At 45.6% G+C, this 17,693-nt stretch carries 17 protein-coding genes and 1 tRNA gene; 4 read left to right on the top strand and 14 right to left on the bottom strand.

Annotation, left to right across the window (positions count from 1 at the left end; all coding sequences use genetic code 11):
* Positions 1–43: 43 nt before the first annotated feature.
* From tadA to mscL, 10 genes are all read right to left on the bottom strand, one after another.
* Positions 44–526, bottom strand: coding sequence for a tRNA adenosine(34) deaminase TadA (gene tadA, locus M3079_RS08815; RefSeq protein WP_249078791.1), 483 nt, complete (start codon positions 524–526; stop codon positions 44–46).
* On the bottom strand, positions 510–2,462 hold the full coding sequence (locus M3079_RS08810; RefSeq protein ID WP_249078789.1) for an ATP-binding cassette domain-containing protein: 1,953 nt from the start codon (positions 2,460–2,462) through the stop codon (positions 510–512). The genes tadA and M3079_RS08810 overlap by 17 nt, the downstream gene beginning before the upstream one ends.
* 119 nt (positions 2,463–2,581) lie before the next feature.
* Entirely contained in the window at positions 2,582–3,574 is a 993-nt protein-coding gene (galE, locus tag M3079_RS08805) for a UDP-glucose 4-epimerase GalE (RefSeq protein ID WP_249078787.1), read from the bottom strand.
* 4 nt (positions 3,575–3,578) lie between these two features.
* On the bottom strand, positions 3,579–4,466 hold the full coding sequence (gene galU / locus M3079_RS08800; protein ID WP_283162472.1) for a UTP--glucose-1-phosphate uridylyltransferase GalU: 888 nt from the start codon (positions 4,464–4,466) through the stop codon (positions 3,579–3,581).
* A 12-nt stretch (positions 4,467–4,478) separates the two neighbouring features.
* Complete coding sequence (locus M3079_RS08795) at positions 4,479–5,849, bottom strand: phosphomannomutase (protein WP_249078785.1); 1,371 nt, start codon at positions 5,847–5,849, stop codon at positions 4,479–4,481.
* Between the two features lie 86 nt (positions 5,850–5,935).
* Positions 5,936–6,715, bottom strand: coding sequence for a retron system putative HNH endonuclease (locus M3079_RS08790; RefSeq protein WP_249078783.1), 780 nt, complete (start codon positions 6,713–6,715; stop codon positions 5,936–5,938).
* Positions 6,699–8,069 carry an AAA family ATPase gene (locus M3079_RS08785; protein ID WP_021716493.1) on the bottom strand — a complete coding sequence of 457 codons (1,371 nt, stop codon included), beginning with the start codon at positions 8,067–8,069 and terminating at the stop codon, positions 6,699–6,701. Before M3079_RS08785 ends, M3079_RS08790 begins: the two co-directional genes overlap by 17 nt.
* Positions 8,070–8,186: 117 nt before the next feature.
* On the bottom strand, positions 8,187–9,506 hold the full coding sequence (gene brnQ, locus M3079_RS08780) for a branched-chain amino acid transport system II carrier protein (protein WP_249078781.1): 1,320 nt from the start codon (positions 9,504–9,506) through the stop codon (positions 8,187–8,189).
* Between the two features lie 72 nt (positions 9,507–9,578).
* Positions 9,579–10,799, bottom strand: coding sequence for a tyrosine--tRNA ligase (tyrS, locus tag M3079_RS08775; RefSeq protein WP_021716495.1), 1,221 nt, complete (start codon positions 10,797–10,799; stop codon positions 9,579–9,581).
* Positions 10,800–10,883: 84 nt separating this feature from the next.
* Positions 10,884–11,315, bottom strand: coding sequence for a large-conductance mechanosensitive channel protein MscL (gene mscL / locus M3079_RS08770; protein ID WP_249078780.1), 432 nt, complete (start codon positions 11,313–11,315; stop codon positions 10,884–10,886).
* Positions 11,316–11,448: 133 nt separating this feature from the next.
* Between mscL and M3079_RS08765 the strand changes: the two genes are divergently transcribed.
* The 3 genes from M3079_RS08765 (at position 11,449) to M3079_RS08755 (ending at position 13,174) form a co-directional block, all read left to right on the top strand.
* A complete protein-coding gene (locus tag M3079_RS08765) occupies positions 11,449–11,784 on the top strand; it encodes a hypothetical protein (RefSeq protein ID WP_021716497.1) in 336 nt (111 codons plus the stop codon).
* Positions 11,785–11,860: 76 nt separating this feature from the next.
* Positions 11,861–11,937, top strand: a tRNA-Pro gene (locus M3079_RS08760).
* Between the two features lie 196 nt (positions 11,938–12,133).
* Complete coding sequence (locus tag M3079_RS08755; RefSeq protein WP_249078778.1) at positions 12,134–13,174, top strand: hypothetical protein; 1,041 nt, start codon at positions 12,134–12,136, stop codon at positions 13,172–13,174.
* Positions 13,175–13,227: 53 nt separating this feature from the next.
* On the opposite strand, the gene M3079_RS08750 is transcribed toward M3079_RS08755, so the two are convergent.
* The 3 genes from M3079_RS08750 to M3079_RS08740 are packed head-to-tail and all read right to left on the bottom strand — an operon-like array spanning position 13,228 to position 15,104.
* Entirely contained in the window at positions 13,228–14,196 is a 969-nt protein-coding gene (locus M3079_RS08750; RefSeq protein ID WP_249078776.1) for a D-glycerate dehydrogenase, read from the bottom strand.
* A gap of 13 nt (positions 14,197–14,209) precedes the next feature.
* Complete coding sequence (locus tag M3079_RS08745; RefSeq protein ID WP_249078775.1) at positions 14,210–14,581, bottom strand: VOC family protein; 372 nt, start codon at positions 14,579–14,581, stop codon at positions 14,210–14,212.
* 10 nt (positions 14,582–14,591) lie between these two features.
* Positions 14,592–15,104, bottom strand: coding sequence for a DUF456 family protein (locus tag M3079_RS08740; protein ID WP_021716525.1), 513 nt, complete (start codon positions 15,102–15,104; stop codon positions 14,592–14,594).
* Between the two features lie 138 nt (positions 15,105–15,242).
* Here M3079_RS08740 and M3079_RS08735 point away from each other — a divergent pair, with 138 nt between their 5' ends.
* Entirely contained in the window at positions 15,243–16,313 is a 1,071-nt protein-coding gene (locus M3079_RS08735; RefSeq protein ID WP_021716526.1) for a mechanosensitive ion channel family protein, read from the top strand.
* A gap of 98 nt (positions 16,314–16,411) precedes the next feature.
* Here M3079_RS08735 and rmuC read toward each other — a convergent pair whose 3' ends face one another.
* The gene (gene rmuC, locus M3079_RS08730) at positions 16,412–17,605 is read right to left on the bottom strand and encodes a DNA recombination protein RmuC (protein WP_249078773.1); all 1,194 of its coding nucleotides are present in this window, start codon (positions 17,603–17,605) and stop codon (positions 16,412–16,414) included.
* Positions 17,606–17,693: the final 88 nt, after the last annotated feature.

The following is a 17,693-nucleotide window of genomic DNA, read 5'->3' as shown; positions in this document are numbered from 1 at the left end:
ATATTATTATACTATTAATTTTACTTTTTGCCAAGTGGCATAATTATTTTTGTTTCTGCTGCTTGTTTTCCTCACGGCGCTTTTTAAAAAAATCCTTTAATACAGCGGCACATTCTTCTTCGCAAACACCGCTTGTAACTTCTACAGCATGGTTAAGGTTAGTATTGCTTACAATGTTAAAAATAGATTCCGCAGCGCCTGCTTTAAAATCCAGGCAGCCGTAAACAAGCCTTTTCAGGCGGCTGTTTACAATAGCTCCGGCGCACATCGGACACGGCTCCAGTGTTACATAAAGCGTTGCGTCATTTAAACGCCAGCGTTCCAGAATAGCGCAGGCTTCAATAATGGTAATCATTTCAGCATGAGCCGTTGCGTCATGCCAGGTTTCGCGCATATTATGCGCTGCCGATATAACTTCACCGTTTGCAACAAGCACTGCGCCAATAGGTATTTCTCCGCGTTCTGCGGCTTTTTTTGCTTCTTCTATGGCAAGCTGCATATAGTATTCGTCAGTTTTGGCCTGCATTTTCAAGTTCCTCCTGTGCCTGCATTAATTCTTCCCAGCGCTGCATTAGCCGGTCAATTTCTGCCTGCATGGCTTCGTGCTCGGCTGCAATGTGTTTGCTGTGTTCCAAATCCACGTGGTTAGCAGGGTCTGCCATTTGTTTTTCAAGCACGCCCAGCATGGCTTCCTGCTCGCGTATGCTGAGTTCCACCTTTTGCAGCTGTTTGGCAAGTTCTTCGGGGCTGTAACGGCGCTGCGCCTTTGCCTTTTTGCCCTGTGCCGGTGCAGGTTTCTGTTCTTCTTTTACTGTTTGTACAGCAGCTTTTTTTACCGGTTCCGCCGGAACAGGTTCTGCAGCCTTACGTTTTTCCTTTTCTGCAAGGTAATATTCATAATCGCCTTTGTAATCCTGCAATGTATGGTTTTCAATTTCCCAGATGCGCCCGGCAATTTCACCGATAAAGTAGCGGTCATGGCTTACAACCAGAAGCGTGCCGTCAAAGGCCTCCAGAGCAGCTTCCAGAGTTTCGCGCGCCAAAATATCCAGATGGTTGGTAGGCTCGTCCAAAATTAAAAAATTAGCTCCGTCAAGCACCAGTTTTAACAGCACCAGCCTTGCTTTTTGTCCGCCGGACAGCGTTCCTATTTCTTTAAAAACATCATCGCCATGAAACAACATACCGCCCAGCAAAGAGCGTGCATATCCGTCATCCATGCCATATTCCGTTAAAAAATTATCCAGCACGGTTTGTTTTTCGTCAAGCCTTTCATAACTTTGCGAAAAATAACCGACTTTAACACGGTTGCCTGTTTGCGCTTTGCCTTTAAGCGGCGCTATTTCGCCAAGCACGGTTTTTAAAAGCGTTGATTTGCCGCTGCCGTTAGGCCCGATTAAAGCTGCTTTTTCGCCGCGGCGCAGCACAAGGCTGATATCCTTTACAAGCACATTATCCTTGTAGCCCACCGTTAAATCATCCAAAATCAGCACGCGCTCGGCCGATTCCGGAGCAGGCGGCAGTTTAAGCTCAAATTCTTCGTTATGCACCGGCGCTTCCATGCGTTCCAGCCTGTCAAGCTGCGACTGGCGACCACGTGCCATTTTGCTTTTTATGCCCGCCTTAAAACGGCGGATGTAGGCTTCCGTTCTGGCAATATAATCCTGCTGGGCAGCATAGGCAGCTTCCAGCGTCGCCGTCTGTATTTCTTTCTGCGCCATGTATTTGGTGTAATTGCCTTTAAACGACTGCAGATGCCCGCCTTCCATTTCCAAAATGCGGGTAGCGACATTATCCAAAAACTTTCTGTCATGGCTGACGATTAAAAGACCGCCCTTAAAATCCTGCAAATATTTTTCCAGCCATTCCGTCATTCGGATATCCAGATGGTTGGTCGGTTCGTCCAGAATCAGAAAATCCGGGCTTTTTACCAGCGCCGCAGCCAAAAGAATACGTGTTTTCTGCCCGCCGGAAAAATTCTGCGCCGGTTTATCCCATACTTCTTCCGTAAATCCAAGGCCGTTTAAAACTATTTTAATGCGTGTTTCGTAATTGTAACCGTCTATATATTCATAACGGCGCGTTACAGACGCATATTCATCAAGAACTTTATCAAGTTCTTCGCCCGGTTTTAAATCTGCGGCCTGTGCTTCCAGCTTTTGCAGGCGGCTGCGCATTTCAGGAATTTCAGGGCAGGAATTCATCATAAACTGCCACAGGCTGCCGCTGCCGATATTGCCGAAACCCTGCTCCACGTAACCGACGCGCGTGCCTGCTTCAAAGCGCACGCTGCCGCTGTCGCTGTATCCATTTTGCAGCAGGCAGTGCAAAAGTGTTGATTTGCCGCTGCCGTTAACACCGACAAGCCCGATTTTTTCACCTTTATCTATCATAAAGCTGACGTTTTTAAAAATTGTTTTTACGCCGAAGCTTTTTGCCAAATTATCAACAACAAGCTGCATAATACATCCTCTGTTTCCTTGTGTTCTCGAATTGCTATTATATCAAAAATTTACCTGCCTGCAAAGCAAAAAATAACACAAGCACCGTTAAGATGCCTGTGTTATGCAGGTAATTTTATTTAGCCGTTATAGCCGTACGGATGACTTTGATGCCACTTCCATGCCGATTTGATAATTTCTTCAACCGTGCTGTGCTGCGGCTGCCAGCCAAGTTCCGCTTTTATTTTGGCAGAACTTGCCACCAGAACGGCAGGGTCGCCGCTGCGGCGTGCTTCTTCAGTTACGGTAAAATCAACGCCGGTTACTTTTTTGGCAGTTTCAATAATCTCACGCACGCTGAAGCCTTCTTCGCTGCCAAGATTGTAAATTCTGCTTTCACCGCCGTTTACCAGATGCTTAAGCGCCAATACATGGGCAGTTGCCAAATCTTCCACATGAATGTAATCGCGCAGGCATGTTCCGTCCGGAGTCGGATAATCCGTGCCGAAAATCGCTACTTTGTCGCGCACACCCTGGGCAGTTTTTAAAATCAATGGAATTAAATGCGTTTCCGGATGATGGTCTTCGCCGATATCCGCCGTAAGCGATGCACCGGCAGCATTAAAATAACGCAGTGCAACGTAGCGCATATCATACGCCATGGCATAATCTTTCAGCATGCCTTCAATAACAAGTTTTGTGCGCCCGTAAACATTGGTAGGCTGAGTCGGAAAATCTTCGCAAATCGGCGTTTTTTCCGGTTCGCCGTACACCGCTGCCGTTGAAGAAAATACAATATAATCTACACCGGCTTCTTTCATGGCCTGCAATAAATGCAGCGAGCCTTCCACGTTGTTTACATAATATTTCGCCGGGTCGCTCATGCTTTCGCCAACAAGGCTGCTTGCCGCAAAATGAATAACGGCGTCAATTTCAAACTGCGCCATAATATGCTTTAAAAACTGCACATCACGGATATCGCCTTCCACAAGCTGCACGTCATCGCTTACGGCTTCCGGATGCCCGGTAGAAAAATTATCATATACTATGGGAGTAAACCCCTGTTCTTTTTTCAGTACATTAACAACATGCGAGCCGATATAACCGGCGCCGCCTGTAACCAAAACATTCATGCCGTTACTCCTTGTTTGCATCAACAATATGTTTTAAATATTCCAGCAGCTTGCCGCGCATTTCCGGGCGTTTAAGAGCATATTCAACAGTTGCTTCAATAAATCCCTGTTTGTCGCCTACATCATAACGGCGGCCCTCAAAATTATAAGCATACATCGGCTGCTGTTTTGCCAAAACGCGCAGTGCGTCCGTCAGCTGAATTTCATTTCCGCGTCCCGGAGGCGTATTTTCCAGAATGTCAAAAATTTCAGGAGTGATAATGTAACGCCCCAAAACCGCCAGGCGTGAAGGCGCTTCTTCCTGCGCAGGTTTTTCCACCATATCTTTTACGGTATAAGTGCGTGCTTCTTCCGTCGGCGCACCGTCAATAATGCCGTAGCTGGATACTTTTTCCGGCGCAACTTCCTGTACGCCCAAAACACTGAAGCCGCGGCGGTCATAAACATCTATAAGCTGTTTTAAGGCTGGTTTTTCGCTGTCAACAACATCGTCGCCCAAAAGCACCGCAAACGGCTCGTCGCCGATAAAACGGCGTGCGCATAAAATAGCGTGGCCAAGTCCGCGCGGCTCTTTCTGGCGGATATAATGCAGGTTAATTTCCGAAATACGGCGCACCATTTCCAGCTGTTCAAACTTGCCGGAGGCTTCAAGGCTCATTTCCAGTTCCATATTGCGGTCAAAATGGTCCTCAATGGCGCGTTTGCTCTTGCCGCTGATAATAATAATATCTTCAATGCCGGAAGCCAGTGCTTCTTCGATAATATACTGAATAGTCGGCTTATCAACTATCGGCAGCATTTCTTTCGGCGTGGCTTTGGTCGCCGGCAAAAAGCGTGTGCCAAGCCCGGCTGCCGGTATTACTGCCCTGCGTACAGGTTTAATTGTTGTCATTTTATTCGCTCCTTATGCTTCTTCTCCGCCGATAACGGCCAGAATTTCTTCGGTTTTTTCTTTCAAAAGCTCTTTGTCGCCGCGTGTTTCCACATTTAAGCGCATTACCGGTTCCGTGTTGGAAACCCTTACGTTAAAGCGCCAGTTGTCATATTCAATGCTGAGCCCGTCCAGTTTGTCAATTTTACCGTCGCCATATTTTTCTTCAATGGCGGCCAGTACGGCTTTGCTGTTTTCAACCTTGCGGTTAATTTCACCGCTGCACGGGAATTTTTCCATTCTCTCGCCGACAAGCTCCGAAAGTTTTTTGCCTTCGCAGCACATCAGCTCCGTTACCAGAAGCCACGGCAGCATGCCGCTGTCGCAGTACGAAAAATCACGGAAATAATGGTGGGCGCTCATTTCGCCGCCGTATACAACGTCATTTAAGCGCATGCACTCTTTCATAAAAGCATGCCCGCTCTTGCAGCGCACAGGCACGCCGCCTTTTTCGGCAATAATTTCTTCCGTGCTCCATGTCAGCCGCGGGTCATACATAATTTTGCTGCCCGGCAGTTTCTTCAAAAACGCCGCCGCCAAAAGGCCTACAATGTAATAGCCTTCTATAAATTCGCCCTTTTCGTCAAAAAAGAAGCAACGGTCAAAATCGCCGTCCCATGCAATGCCAAGGTCTGCTTTTTCTGCAACTACCTTATCGGCAGTAACGGCACGGTTATGCTCTAAAAGCGGGTTCGGCACGCCGTTGGGGAAACTTCCGTCCGGAGTTTCGTTTATTTTTATAAATTCAAACGGCAGATGTTCCGCCAGTTTGGCAAGCACCGGGCCAGCGCCGCCGTTGCCGGGATTGGCAACAATCTTTAACGGCTTAAGATTTTTTACATCAATATAGCTTAAAAGATGCTCAATATAATCGGGCATAATGTCTTTTTTTATCAGTTTGCCGCGTTCTTTGCCTGCAACAACAAGATGCGGAAACTCTCCTTCTTCCGTTGCCATTCTGCCGATATCCATCAGTCCGGTATCGGAAGAAACAGGCCTTGCTCCGCTGCGCACCAGCTTCATGCCGTTGTAATCAGCCGGGTTATGGCTGGCAGTTACCATAATACCGCCGTCGGTATTTAAATGCGCCGTAGCGTAATAAACCATCTCCGTACCGCACTCGCCGATATCATAAACGGTGCAGCCGCCGTCACGCAGACCATCTGCAACGGCATTGGCAAGCTCCGGCCCCGTCAGGCGGATGTCATGCCCAACAACGGCGGTTTCCGCAGCAAACATGGCTGCAAAAACACGGCCAACTCTGTAAGCCAGTTCGGCATTTACCTCACCCGGAACAATACCGCGTATATCATATGCTTTAAAAGCTTTTTTACTAAGTTCCATTTTATCTCTCCCCGTCAGCATATTTTCACGATTTATATATTTTCTATTTTTAAAACAAAAATCCTGCCTGTTGCAGCAGGATTTTATTAAATTGCATAACCGTATTTGCTTAAAACATTTTCCGCAGCCGGGCCTAAAAACCAGCGTATTAACGAAAAGAACGCCTGACAGTTGCCGCTATCGTCCGGCAGCAGGAAACTTTCTGCAAGCACATTTAAAAATTCTTCCATATCTTCGCCTGCCGCAAGGGCATTTTCTATTTCGTCCTCCAGCATCATTACGGCTTCGCGGCGCATACGCATTAAACGCGGTGCGTTAAGGTTCAGTTCGCGGATAGTATTTCGTGCCTTGCGCACCAGCTCCGGCGGGCAGGTATCTTCATCAACAATCATGCGCCCGGTATGCGCGGCATAACGGTAAATACGCACGTCCGCCGGTATTTCCAGCGGGTTTAAAATACGCTCGTTAATAGGCTTGCCGCCTTTCGGCACATCGCAGCTGCGGTCTATTTTGCGCTTCGAAAAACGTTCCTCCGCATCTTCCACATTCGGCTGGCTGCCGCCATGGCAAACCCCCAGCAAATTCTGCCAGTCAAGGTGGTAGTTATGCACGGCAAAATCCGTCTCGCTTTTGGGATAAAAATGCTCCACGCGGAAGTCGTCAACCTCGCCTTCCTCATCGGCAAAAGTAATATTAATTTCGCAGTAGGCGCAAAGCCCGTGCTGGTCTTTTAAAAGCTGTTTTTTTACTTCGCGGTAGCCGCGGCGGTTTGCACGGCGAAAGCGTTCCCATGTTTCATACGGGTTTTCTTCGGCAAACTTCCGCAGCCCTTCCGGTGCCTGCGGCGACTTAAATATTCTTTTCATGCTGCTTTCTCCTGAAGGAACGCATTCTTATATCCATATCCGCACGCAAAAGCGCCGGTTCGCGCCCTGCCGCCCATTTATCAAGGCTCTTGCGCAGTTCAAGCGCTTCGGGGCAGTCCCATTTGTCTTCCGACACCAAATCAAGATACCGTTTTAATTCTTTTACAACCGGCACGCACTGCGGCCTTGCATCTACATTCTGAATATCCTTCAGCAGCTGGTAGCTTGCCGCGCCAAGCGAAAAATCAGGCTGGTAAATATCTATCAAATCGTTGTTCCAGCGCAGCGCGCGGATTGATTGAGGCGGTACCGTTGTAAGCACCTGCGGGCTGTGCGTTGTAACAATGAACTGCACCAGCGGAAACGCCTTGCGCAAATCATATAAAACAGTCTGCTGCCAGGAAGGATGCAGGTGCATATCCACTTCGTCAATAAGCACGATGCCGGGAGTTTTTAAAACAGCATTAATGCCTAAATCAGGGTTCAGCCGCACCATGCGGTAGCTTAAATCGGCAACCATGCTGATAACGCTTCTTGCACCGTCGCTAAGTGCTTCTATCGGCAGAATGCCGCGCGTTTTATGTTTAAGCACCAGATTCTGCCTTACAAAGCTGTAGTCGATATCGGTCCAGCCCATGCTGCCTATACAGGTTACAATAGCCTGCTCTACGGCTTTAAAAACTTCGCGGTAAGGGTTTTTCTCCGTTAAATGTTTTTCGGCAATAATTCTTTCTATCTCTACCGCGCTCATAATGGCGTATTTTACCCAATGCCCAAAATTAGCGTAAGATGACGTCGATTCCAGGCAATCCATATAGCCGCTGCTGCGCTCCAAATCAATATTTTTAATAGTATTGCGCAGCTTGCTGTCCTTCCAGATACGCCCAGTTCCATAATAAGCAATTACCGGCAGCACAACTTCGTTGTCGTCTTTCGCGCGCAGGGCTTCCACCATACGTTTGCCATAACTGCTCAGCATTTTTGCATGCTGCATAGTGGTGCGCCCCTTGGCGTTGTTCAGCTCACGCTGCCATTTTATATGCCTGCCTTCAACATCGCCTTCTGCGCCAATAACAACCGGATACTGGCTTTTCATACGCAAAATTTCCAGCTGGCTTTTGCTTGCCGTTTCCACAGTCTGGCGCACGTCCGTTTCGTGAATATTACGCGCCTTACCGTCCGAAAAGCAGGACAAATACGGTCCCATAGCTATGGCAACCGCATCAAGAATAGCGGTTTTGCCCTGTCCGTTTTCGGCTACAATAACCGTAAGCTCTTTGTCAAAATCAATTTCAAATTTATCGTAACAGCGGAAATTTTCAAGATAAAGTTTGGTAATATACACTACTTTCACCCCGCAGCCTTTTATTATTTACTTTTATTGTACCACATCCGCGTAAAAAATTCCTTTTGGCAAAACAAATAAAAAATCCGCAGCTGCAAAGATTACAACTGCGGAAAACTTTAAGTTTTAATTTTTACCCGGTTTAACGGCCACACTGTACAAAATGCCAACCACCAGCCCGACAATTGAAGGAACAAACCAGCCAAAACCGGCGCTGTAAAACGGTATTACATCCTTAAAAAGCGCTTCTGCCGTTTTCATCGGCACACCTGCTGCATTCAGGCCGTCAATAATGGCAAAAACTATTGTAAACGCCAGCGTTGAACGGTACACGCAAGCACGCTTAACCGGCATAAAAGCCATCATTACCAGCACAATAACAATAGGATAAAGCAGGCACAGCACCGGCACCGACAAGGAAATTATTTTGGTTAAGCCAACATTGGATACCGCAAAGCTGAAGATGCAGATAATGGCAGCTATGCGCTGATACTGCATTTTGTATTTCAGCACCTGTTCCAGATAGGAACCTGCCGATACCGTAAGGCCAATGCTTGTTGTAAGGCAGGCAAAGAAAATCATCAGGCACAAAACCACATTGCCGGCAGTGCCCATATAATAATTGGCAATGCTCGAAAGCGCTATTGCGCCGTTATCGGATACGCCAAACACAGACACGCTTGTTGCGCCGGTATAAGTAAGCGAAACATAAATTGCCGCCAACAGCACAGCCGCAATAATGCCGGCCATAATGCAGGTACGGGTCAGCACGCTGCCTTCGGAAATGCCGCGCACCTTAATGGAATCAATAACAACCGTGCCGAACAGCATCGTTGCCAAAAGGTCCATTGTATAATAGCCTTCTTGGAAGCCCTTCAAGTACGGCATGGAAGCATAATAACCGCCGGCCTGCTGAGGTTCGCCCATAGGATTCATAAATACCTGCACAACCAGAATGGCAATGCTGATTAAAAGCAGCGGCGTTAAAATTTTGCCTACCCAGTCTACAATTTTGGAAGGATTAACGGAAAGAAAATACGTTACCACAAAAAAGAACAGAGAATATAATGCCAGTCCCAAATCATAATTTTCTGCGGAAATAAACGGCAAAATGCCTACATCAAAAGATACTGCGCCAGTACGCGGAATTGCAAAAAACGGTCCGATTGTAAGTACCGTTACAACAATAAGCGCCTTGGCAAATTTGGGATGTACCGGCAAAGCCAGTGCTTCCGGGTTAGAAGCGCGCAAAAGGCCAATGGCAATAATGCCCAAAAGCGGAATGCCTACGCCGGTTGTACAAAAACCGGCCGCTGCCGGCAAAAAGTTAACGCCTGCCGACTGTCCCAGCGCCGGCGGGAAAATTAAATTGCCGGCACCGAAGAACGAAGCAAAAAGCATCAGGCCGATTGGCAATATTTCCATAAAAGTAAGTTTTTGTTTCATAAGGTCTCCAAGTTTTCAAAAATTAAGGCTGCATTTTAAAGCAGCCTTAATTTATTTTATTGTCAAACTGCATCAATCAATAAGTAAACGGTAATATTTCTTTTTGCCTTTGCGTACCAAGAGGCTCTTATCGGCGTCAAACATTTCCGGGCTGAGCTGCATTTCCGCATCACTTACAGCAGTATCGCCAATATACAGGCCTCCCTGCTGCACCATCTGGCGTGCTTCGCGTTTGCTGGAAAATACCTTTGCTGCCGTAAGCACATCTATCAGTTTGGCATTTGCCTGTTCTGCCGTCAGGTTAACGGTAGGCACATCAGTCATGGCACCGCCGCCGCCGAACAACGCTTCAGCAGCCTGTTTGGCTTTTTCGGCTTCTTCTTCGCCATGAACAAGTTTGGTAACTTCATAAGCAAGAACTTTTTTAGCCTCGTTAATTGCAGAATCTTTCAGGCTGCCAAGGCGGCGTACTTCGTCCATGGGTAAAAATGTTAAAAGTGCGAGGCAGTTTTCCACGTCGCTGTCGTCAACATTACGCCAGTACTGGTAAAAATCATACGGAGATGTTTTTTCCGGGTCGAGCCATAAAGCGCCTTTTTCCGTTTTGCCCATTTTTCTGCCGTCGCTTGTAGTTAAAAGCTTGCAGGTCATGCAGAAAGCAGGTTTCTGTTCCTTGCGGCGGATAAGTTCCACACCGGCCAACATGTTGGACCACTGGTCATCGCCGCCCATTTCCATTATGCAGCCGTATTTTTTGTTCAGCGTCCAGAAATCATAAGCCTGCATAATCATATAGTTAAATTCAAAGAAGGACAACCCGCGCTCCAGGCGTTTTTTAAAACATTCTGCCGTCAGCATTCTGTTAACGGAAAAATGTACGCCAACTTCACGCAGAAGTTTAATGTAATTAAGGTCAAGCAGCCAGTCGGCATTATTAACCATTATTGCCTTATCATCCGAAAAATCAATAAAGCGTGACATTTGCTTTTTAAAGCAGGCAATGTTATGGGCAATAAATTCCGGCGTAAGCATTTTGCGCATTTCATCCTTACCGCTCGGGTCGCCAACCATGCCGGTACCGCCGCCCAAAAGCACAATCGGGCGGTGCCCTGCCTTCTGCATATGGCTCATTGCCATTAAAGCAATAAAGTGGCCGACATGCAGGCTGTCAGCTGTCGGGTCAAAGCCAATATAAAACGTGATTTTCTCCTTTTCAAGAAGTTCACGGATTTCTTCTTCATGCGAAACCTGTTTCAAAAAGCCGCGTTCAGCAAGAACGTCATAAACAGACATCAATCTACCTCCAGTCTAAATATATAAAAAATCGCATTAAGCCATAATATGTATTATACAACTTAATGCGGTTATTGGCAAATTTTATAAAGAAGAAGTACAGTGCGGGCAGCGGGTAGCGTCATCAGCCACGGGCTGGCGGCAGTATGGGCACAGGCGCGGAGCCGGTGACGGTGCGGCTTTGGGCCTGAAACGGTTAATTTGTTTTACAACGATGAAAACGGCCAAAGCAATTATTAAAAAGTTAATTACGGTATTAATAAATACACCGTACGAAAGAACGGCAGCGCCTGCGTCGGCCGCAGCTTTAAGCGAAGGATAATCCTTGCCGTCCAGCGCTATGAATAAATTGGAAAAATCTATCTTGCCGATAAGCATGCCGAGCGGCGGCATAATTATATTATTTACCAGCGAGGTGGTAATCTGCCCAAACGCTCCGCCTATTACAACACCTATTGCCATATCCATAACATTCCCGCGCATGGCAAAATCTTTAAACTCGTTCAAAAAACTCATTACATCAACTCCAGTTTTAAATTTTAGATGCAATATTTTATCTTGTTTCAGATAAATTTGTCAAATTCCATGCTCTTGACTACGTTAAAACAATAAACTATAATTAATTAGTAAAGCAAAAGGAGGAAGAACAATGAGAGATGATCTGGTAGTACCGGGCGAACATGAAGAAGATTTTGTTTTGGCAAGGGATGCCAAAGTTGTTACCGTTCCCTTTTCGCCTTTGGAATTACGTATGTCTAAAGAAAAACCGTACCTTATGGAAGGACTTGCCAAATTAAGGGAAAAGCTCGGCGAAGATGATTTTAAACGTCTTATCAGTAAGGTACACAATATAAACCTCAGCGGCGACAGAATTATGATTGTTGCCGAAAGCGAACTGCACCGCACGAACATTGAACGCGAATGCCTGCCGCATATTGCCGAAGCATTCAACGTAAAATTCATCCGCGTTGTAGTTGAAGGTTAAAAATTTTTAAAAAAAGTATTGACATTTTCTCACTTATTATCTATAATACATTTTGTTGCAGTAATTAGCACACTGTCGGGGCGTGGCGCAGTTTGGTAGCGCGCTTGTTTCGGGTACAAGAGGCCGTGAGTTCGAATCTCGCCGCCCCGACCAACTAAAAAATTTAGAGCCGTTTTATAACGGCTCTTTTTTATTTTATTAACTCTAATTATGTACTCATTCATTCTTCTTAATTACTTTATAAAATTAACATTTTAGACTTCAAATAATTTCACAAAAATATTGCATTAGCATACTTTAGTAGTATAATATTTTCAGGACTAAAAGTTTTTATTTAGGAGGGTCTTTTTTGAAGAATAAATTTAAAAAAATTGTTGCCGTACTGGCGGCGCTTGCAATTTTAACAAGCGGCTGGTATTTTTTTTACTGGCTGAAAACACCGCAGCATTCCATTGCGCTTATAGCCGATGCAGTACGCCAGCATGATTTAAAAACTTTTGAAAAGCATGTCGATATGGATAATCTGTACAGCAAAGCATATGACGATGTTGTTGCCGTTACCTTCGGTTCCGACAAAGATGCCAATCCTATTATCGTTGCCATTGTAAAGGGCATTAAAGGCCTGGCAGTTCCGCTTTTAACAAGCGAAACCCGCAGCTACATTATTCACGGCGACAAGCCTGAAGGCGACGCCGAAGTGCAGAAATCAATTCCCGCCGGCAACGAAAACGGAGCGGAAATTGTAGATAATTTAAAAAGCCGTACCGGTTTTGGCTCCTTAAAATATGAAGGTGTAGAAAATACCGATATCAACGACGGCAATGCCATTGTAAGCATTAAACTGCGCGATGAAAAATTAAGCAGGGATTTTATTTTAAAAATAAAAATGCAGCAGCTTGACGACGGTTTGTGGCGCTTGCAGGAAATAACCAATTTGCAAGATTTTATGAAAGAACGTGAAGAAGCCGTTAAGGCAAAGCTTGCAGAATTAAACAAGCCGATTGCCGGACAAATTGATGCCAACGTTAAACTTGATAAAAAACTGCTGCAAATTACTTCCGTACACTATTCAGCCATTATCCGCATGCTTGAAACCGAAGTAAACCTTACCAACACCTCCGACAAAAACGTTAATTATATAGCCGGTATGCTGGAGCTTTACGATGATGACGGCAAAATTTTTTACAGCGGCAGCTTTGCCAGCAATGCAGTTTTAAAAAACGGCAGCAGCAAATTATATAAATTCGATTTTGAACTTAACCCGTATGTAAAAGAAGACGCCACGGTTATCAGCAGCGATTTAAGCAAAGTAAAATGGAATGCTTATTTAACAAATGTAGCTTTTGACGACGGTTCATCGTTTGATTACTTAACTGAACTGCCAAAATAAACTAAAAACACGAAGCATTAATCTGCTTCGTGTTTTTTATTGCCTTTATTGCTTTATGCTTTTACTTCCGCAGGCATCGGTTCTCCGTTTAATCCTGCCAGAATATTTTCCGCTGCCAGCTTTGCCATAGCATCTCGCGTTTCAACTGTTGAACTTGCAATATGCGGCGTAACCGTAATATTATCAAGCGTCAGCAGTTTATGCGTACCGGGCAATGGTTCGGGGTCGGTAACGTCAAGCGCGGCATAAGCAATATGCCCGCTGCTCAGCGCATCATAAAGCGCTTCCGTATCCACAATTTTGCCTCTGGCAATATTAATAAAACGAGCACCCTGCTTCATGGCTTCAAACTGCTTTTTGCCAAACATGCCTTCCGTTTCCTTAGTAAGCGGCACGGTAACAAGTACAAAATCAGATGTTTGCAGCAGTTCTTCAAAGCTTACATATGCAGCCCCCAATGCGGCATCATCACTGCGGCGGTGCCGGTTATGGTAAATAACGCGCATATCGCTTGCCAAAGCACGTTTTACCACCCTGCTGCCTATATCGCCCATGCCTACAATACCCAAAGTTTTGCCTGCAAGGTCCACGCCAAAGCCAAGGCCCTTGCGCTCGCCCCATTTGCCGCTTGCAACATGCTGCCAACCGCGCGCTATTTTGCGCGCACTGTCAATTATAAGCCCGTAAGCCAAATCTGCCACGGCAGGAGAAAGAACGCGCGGAGTATTGCCAACACGTATGCCGCGGGCATTGCATTCCGCAACGTCAATATTATCGTAACCCACGGAAGCCTGTGCGATTACTTTTAAATTAGGCGCTTTGTCAAGCAATGCGCCGTTAATTTTTATATTGCCAATAGAATATAAAGCATCTGCCTGTGCCAGCCAGCCGTCAAAAACATCCGCCGGAGTGCGGCCGCTTTCCTTCCACGCCAAAAGATTGGTATTGGCGTCCAGCAGGTCATACGCCGTTTTACGCAGTTTGCCGCTGGTAACAACAGTCATGTTTTTTAATTCTGCCATACTTTCACGTCCCTTACTTATTTAAAGGCACAATCTCCAGCCAGTAGTTATCCGGGTCGGTAATAAAATAAATGCCCATTTCCGGATTTTCATAAACAATGCAGCCCATTTCTTTATGTTTGGCATGTGCAGCTTCGTAATCATCAACGCCAAAAGCGAGATGGAATTCGTTTTCGCCTAAGTTATAGGGTTCTTTGCGGTCACGCAGCCAGGTCAGTTCAAGCTGATGCGGAGTCTGCCCATCGCCAAGATACACAAGAATAAAGCTGCCGTCCTCTGCATTCATTCTTTTAACTTCTTTCAGCCCAAGCGCTTTTTCATAAAACTCCAGGCTTTTTTCTAAATCGAGCACGTTAAAATTATTGTGTATAAACTTAAAATTCATTATACCCTCCTTAAGTATTTAAAAAAATTTGTTTTACAAGCAGTATCGCCATTGCCGCTGCCGCAACAACCTTGCCTATAATCGCAATAAATTGCAGCTTTGCCGCCTTCCACGCCAGTTCAAACGCATCGTCGCAGTCCATCGTTTGCGAATACTCATAAACAAACGCCATTACAAACGAACCCATGGCGCCGCCAAGCACGCTGCCGAACACAGGGAATACGCCCGTGCCGAGCACTGCACCAATAAACGTGCCGATGCCGATAAGCCCTACCACGCTCCACGGCAATTTATGCCTGCGGATACCGAAAAACGATACTATAAATTCCCATAATTCACCAAAAACATAAATCAGCACCAATGCAGACAAAATACGTCCGTCAAAATATTTTGCTTCATCAAAACAGGCAAATCCTATCCCTGCCAAAAGCATCAGCGTATTGCCGGGCAGCCCAACCAGAGTTAAAAGCGGCCCCACGATAACGATAAAGGCTGCTGCCAATGCTTCCAAGAAATATTCCATACCCTGCCTCCTTATGTTAATTACTGCCAATATTATAACATAATCCGCACTGCTTTATTTGTAACTTTTGTGAATTATTGTTTTTAATCTGCCAAAATGATAAAATATTTATAAATAAACTTGTTAAAAGGAGCTTATATGGAACAAATTATTGAAATTTTAACGCCGTGGGCAAAGCCGTTTCTGGTTTTCTGCGGTTTTATGCTGATAAGATATCTTTACCGTACCGTAATTCTCCGTTTTTTGCAGCTTTTAAACAACAAAATGTCTTTTGAGTACGGCGGCGATATTTTAGACGCTTTCGCCAAACCAATACATATTTTTCTTTTTATCCTCGGCGTTTATGCTGCCTTAAACTGCTCGCCCATTACTTTTGTTACCGACCATCCTGCCATTGATAAATTCCTGCGCAGCAGCTTTATTATTGCCATCTTTTGGGGCATTTACAATATCAGCGACATTACGCACGGCATTGCACTGAAAATTTTAACACGCGCCGAAATTAATATCGAGGATTCTCTTGCCAACATTCTCTCCACAATGTTCCGCATTTTAATTGTTGTTATTGCCACCTTAATGATTGCCAAGGAATGGAATTACGACATGAGCGGCCTTCTGGCAAGTTTAAGTATCGGCTCTTTAGCACTTGCCTTTGCCGCCAAAGATGCTTTGGCAAACGTATTCGGCAGCTTTGTAATTATTGTTGACAAACCCTTTAAAGTAGGCGACTGGATTTCTGCCAACGGCGTGGAAGGCACCGTTGAAAAAATTACCTTCCGCAGCACCTGCATACGCACTTTTCCGCAGGAACTTGTGTATGTTCCAAACTCACTGCTTTCCAACACGCCAATTATTAACTACACCAAGCGCGAAAAACGCCGCATTGAGTTTTTGCTGGGTGTTACCTACGATACAACGCATGACCAGATGCAAAAACTGGTAGAAAATATACGCACCTACCTTACAAACAGTGAGCTTGTTTACAGCGACACGGTTATGGTTTACTTCCGCGATTATGCAGACAGCAGCCTGAACATTTTTATTGTATGTTACACCAAAGCCAGCGATACCAAAGGCTTTTTGGCTGCCCGCGAGCAGATTAACCTTGATATTATGAAAATACTGGAAGAAAACGGCGCTTCCTGTGCTTTCCCGAGCACCAGCGTTTATTTTGAAACGCCGCTTAAAACCGAAACCAAAAACAACTGAATACAAAAATAAAAAGGCAGCTTTTAAGGCTGCCTTTTTATTTTTGTGCGTCATTGCTTCTCTAAAACATTTAAAAATTATTTTAAGCGTATTTAAAATTAATTTTTATCGCTGAACAAGTCATTTTCATTTTGTTCCGGCATCTTCAAATCTGTTTCAAAACTTTCCGCTTCATAAAGTTTTTTATTAATTACACGGCTGCGGCGTTCAGCAGCTTCAATATGCCCGCTTGCTTCCTGCAATTTTTTGCGTGTTTTGTCAAGCAGCGCTGCAAACACGGCAAAATCCTGCTTAACTCCTGCAATAATGCGCCATACTTCACCGGTACGTTTTTCTATGGCCAAAGTGCGGAAACCAACCTGCAAGCTGTTTAAAAGTGCCGCCAGAGTTGTAGGCCCTGCAACACAGACACGGTATTTGCGCTGCAGTTCTTCCAGCAGCCCGGTAATGTTTACCGCTTCAGCAAAAAGCCCTTCTGTCGGCAGGTACATAACCGCAAAATCAGTGCTGTAAGGCGGGCAGATATATTTACTGTTAATATCGGCAGCTTCGCTTTTAAAGCGTTTTTCAAGCTGCTTTAACGCTGTTTCCGCCGCTGCGGCATCGGCATTTTCACGCGCCGCCAAAAGCCTCTGGTAATCTTCCTGCGGAAACTTGGCGTCTACCGGCAGCCATACGGTCTGTTCGCTTTTTCCCGGCAATTTAAGGGCAAATTCCACCCGCTCGGAAGCGCCCGGCTTTACGGCAACATTTTCGGCATACTGCTCCGGCGCCAGCATATCCTGCAAAAGTATTTTCAGCTGCATTTCGCCCCAGATGCCGCGGTTTTTAACATTGCTTAAAATGCGTTTTAAATCGCCTATTCCGCCGGCAAGGCTCTGCATTTCACCAAGCCCGCGGTGTACTTCTTCAAGCCTGCGGCTTACAAGGCTGAAACTTTCGCCAAGCCTGCGTTCCAAAGTAGAATTTAACTTTTCATCCACAATAATGCGTATCTGCTCTAAATTTTTTTCGGTACTCTCGCCTATTCTGTCAAACCGCTTGTCCAACTGTTCCGATAAGCGGTCTGCCGCAGACTGGTTTTCCATACGCGCTGCACGGGCAAGAGTTGCCTGTTCGCTGCGCAAATCGCGCAGGCCTTCATACATGCGCCGTTCGGTTGCTTCAAAATGCCGCACAAGTTCAGCAAGATCTTTTTCATCAACAGCACCGGCACGGCTGCGGTACAGCATAAAAATTATCGCCAGCTGTAAAATTATTATAAACACAAGTATTATTACAGTAAAATCCATAACGCACCTGCCTTTTTGCAATCTTAATTTATAATACACTATTTTATTACACTGTGCCAGCATAATTTCGCGGCCTGTTTTTACGCCA

The organism is Phascolarctobacterium sp. ET69 (genome assembly GCF_023336935.1).
Lineage (GTDB): Bacteria > Bacillota > Negativicutes > Acidaminococcales > Acidaminococcaceae > Fusicatenibacter_A > Fusicatenibacter_A intestinipullorum.
The sequence above is the reverse complement of the archived record's forward strand: the minus strand, read 5'-3'. Positions and strand labels throughout refer to the sequence as shown.

What these genes read in the sequence shown, in the direction of transcription:
- mscL (WP_249078780.1), bottom strand. Translation starts at nt 11,315, where the DNA reads ATGAGTTTTTTGAACGAGTTTAAAGATTTTGCCATGCGCGGGAATGTT.
- M3079_RS08735 (WP_021716526.1), top strand. Translation starts at nt 15,243, where the DNA reads ATGGAACAAATTATTGAAATTTTAACGCCGTGGGCAAAGCCGTTTCTG.
- M3079_RS08750 (WP_249078776.1), bottom strand. Translation starts at nt 14,196, where the DNA reads ATGGCAGAATTAAAAAACATGACTGTTGTTACCAGCGGCAAACTGCGT.
- M3079_RS08765 (WP_021716497.1), top strand. Translation starts at nt 11,449, where the DNA reads ATGAGAGATGATCTGGTAGTACCGGGCGAACATGAAGAAGATTTTGTT.
- galE (WP_249078787.1), bottom strand. Translation starts at nt 3,574, where the DNA reads ATGAATGTTTTGGTTACAGGCGGCGCCGGTTATATCGGCTCGCATGTT.
- M3079_RS08795 (WP_249078785.1), bottom strand. Translation starts at nt 5,849, where the DNA reads ATGGAACTTAGTAAAAAAGCTTTTAAAGCATATGATATACGCGGTATT.
- M3079_RS08810 (WP_249078789.1), bottom strand. Translation starts at nt 2,462, where the DNA reads ATGCAGCTTGTTGTTGATAATTTGGCAAAAAGCTTCGGCGTAAAAACA.
- tyrS (WP_021716495.1), bottom strand. Translation starts at nt 10,799, where the DNA reads ATGTCTGTTTATGACGTTCTTGCTGAACGCGGCTTTTTGAAACAGGTT.
- brnQ (WP_249078781.1), bottom strand. Translation starts at nt 9,506, where the DNA reads ATGAAACAAAAACTTACTTTTATGGAAATATTGCCAATCGGCCTGATG.
- M3079_RS08790 (WP_249078783.1), bottom strand. Translation starts at nt 6,715, where the DNA reads ATGAAAAGAATATTTAAGTCGCCGCAGGCACCGGAAGGGCTGCGGAAG.
- M3079_RS08740 (WP_021716525.1), bottom strand. Translation starts at nt 15,104, where the DNA reads ATGGAATATTTCTTGGAAGCATTGGCAGCAGCCTTTATCGTTATCGTG.
- M3079_RS08745 (WP_249078775.1), bottom strand. Translation starts at nt 14,581, where the DNA reads ATGAATTTTAAGTTTATACACAATAATTTTAACGTGCTCGATTTAGAA.
- galU (WP_283162472.1), bottom strand. Translation starts at nt 4,466, where the DNA reads ATGACAACAATTAAACCTGTACGCAGGGCAGTAATACCGGCAGCCGGG.
- tadA (WP_249078791.1), bottom strand. Translation starts at nt 526, where the DNA reads ATGCAGGCCAAAACTGACGAATACTATATGCAGCTTGCCATAGAAGAA.
- rmuC (WP_249078773.1), bottom strand. Translation starts at nt 17,605, where the DNA reads ATGGATTTTACTGTAATAATACTTGTGTTTATAATAATTTTACAGCTG.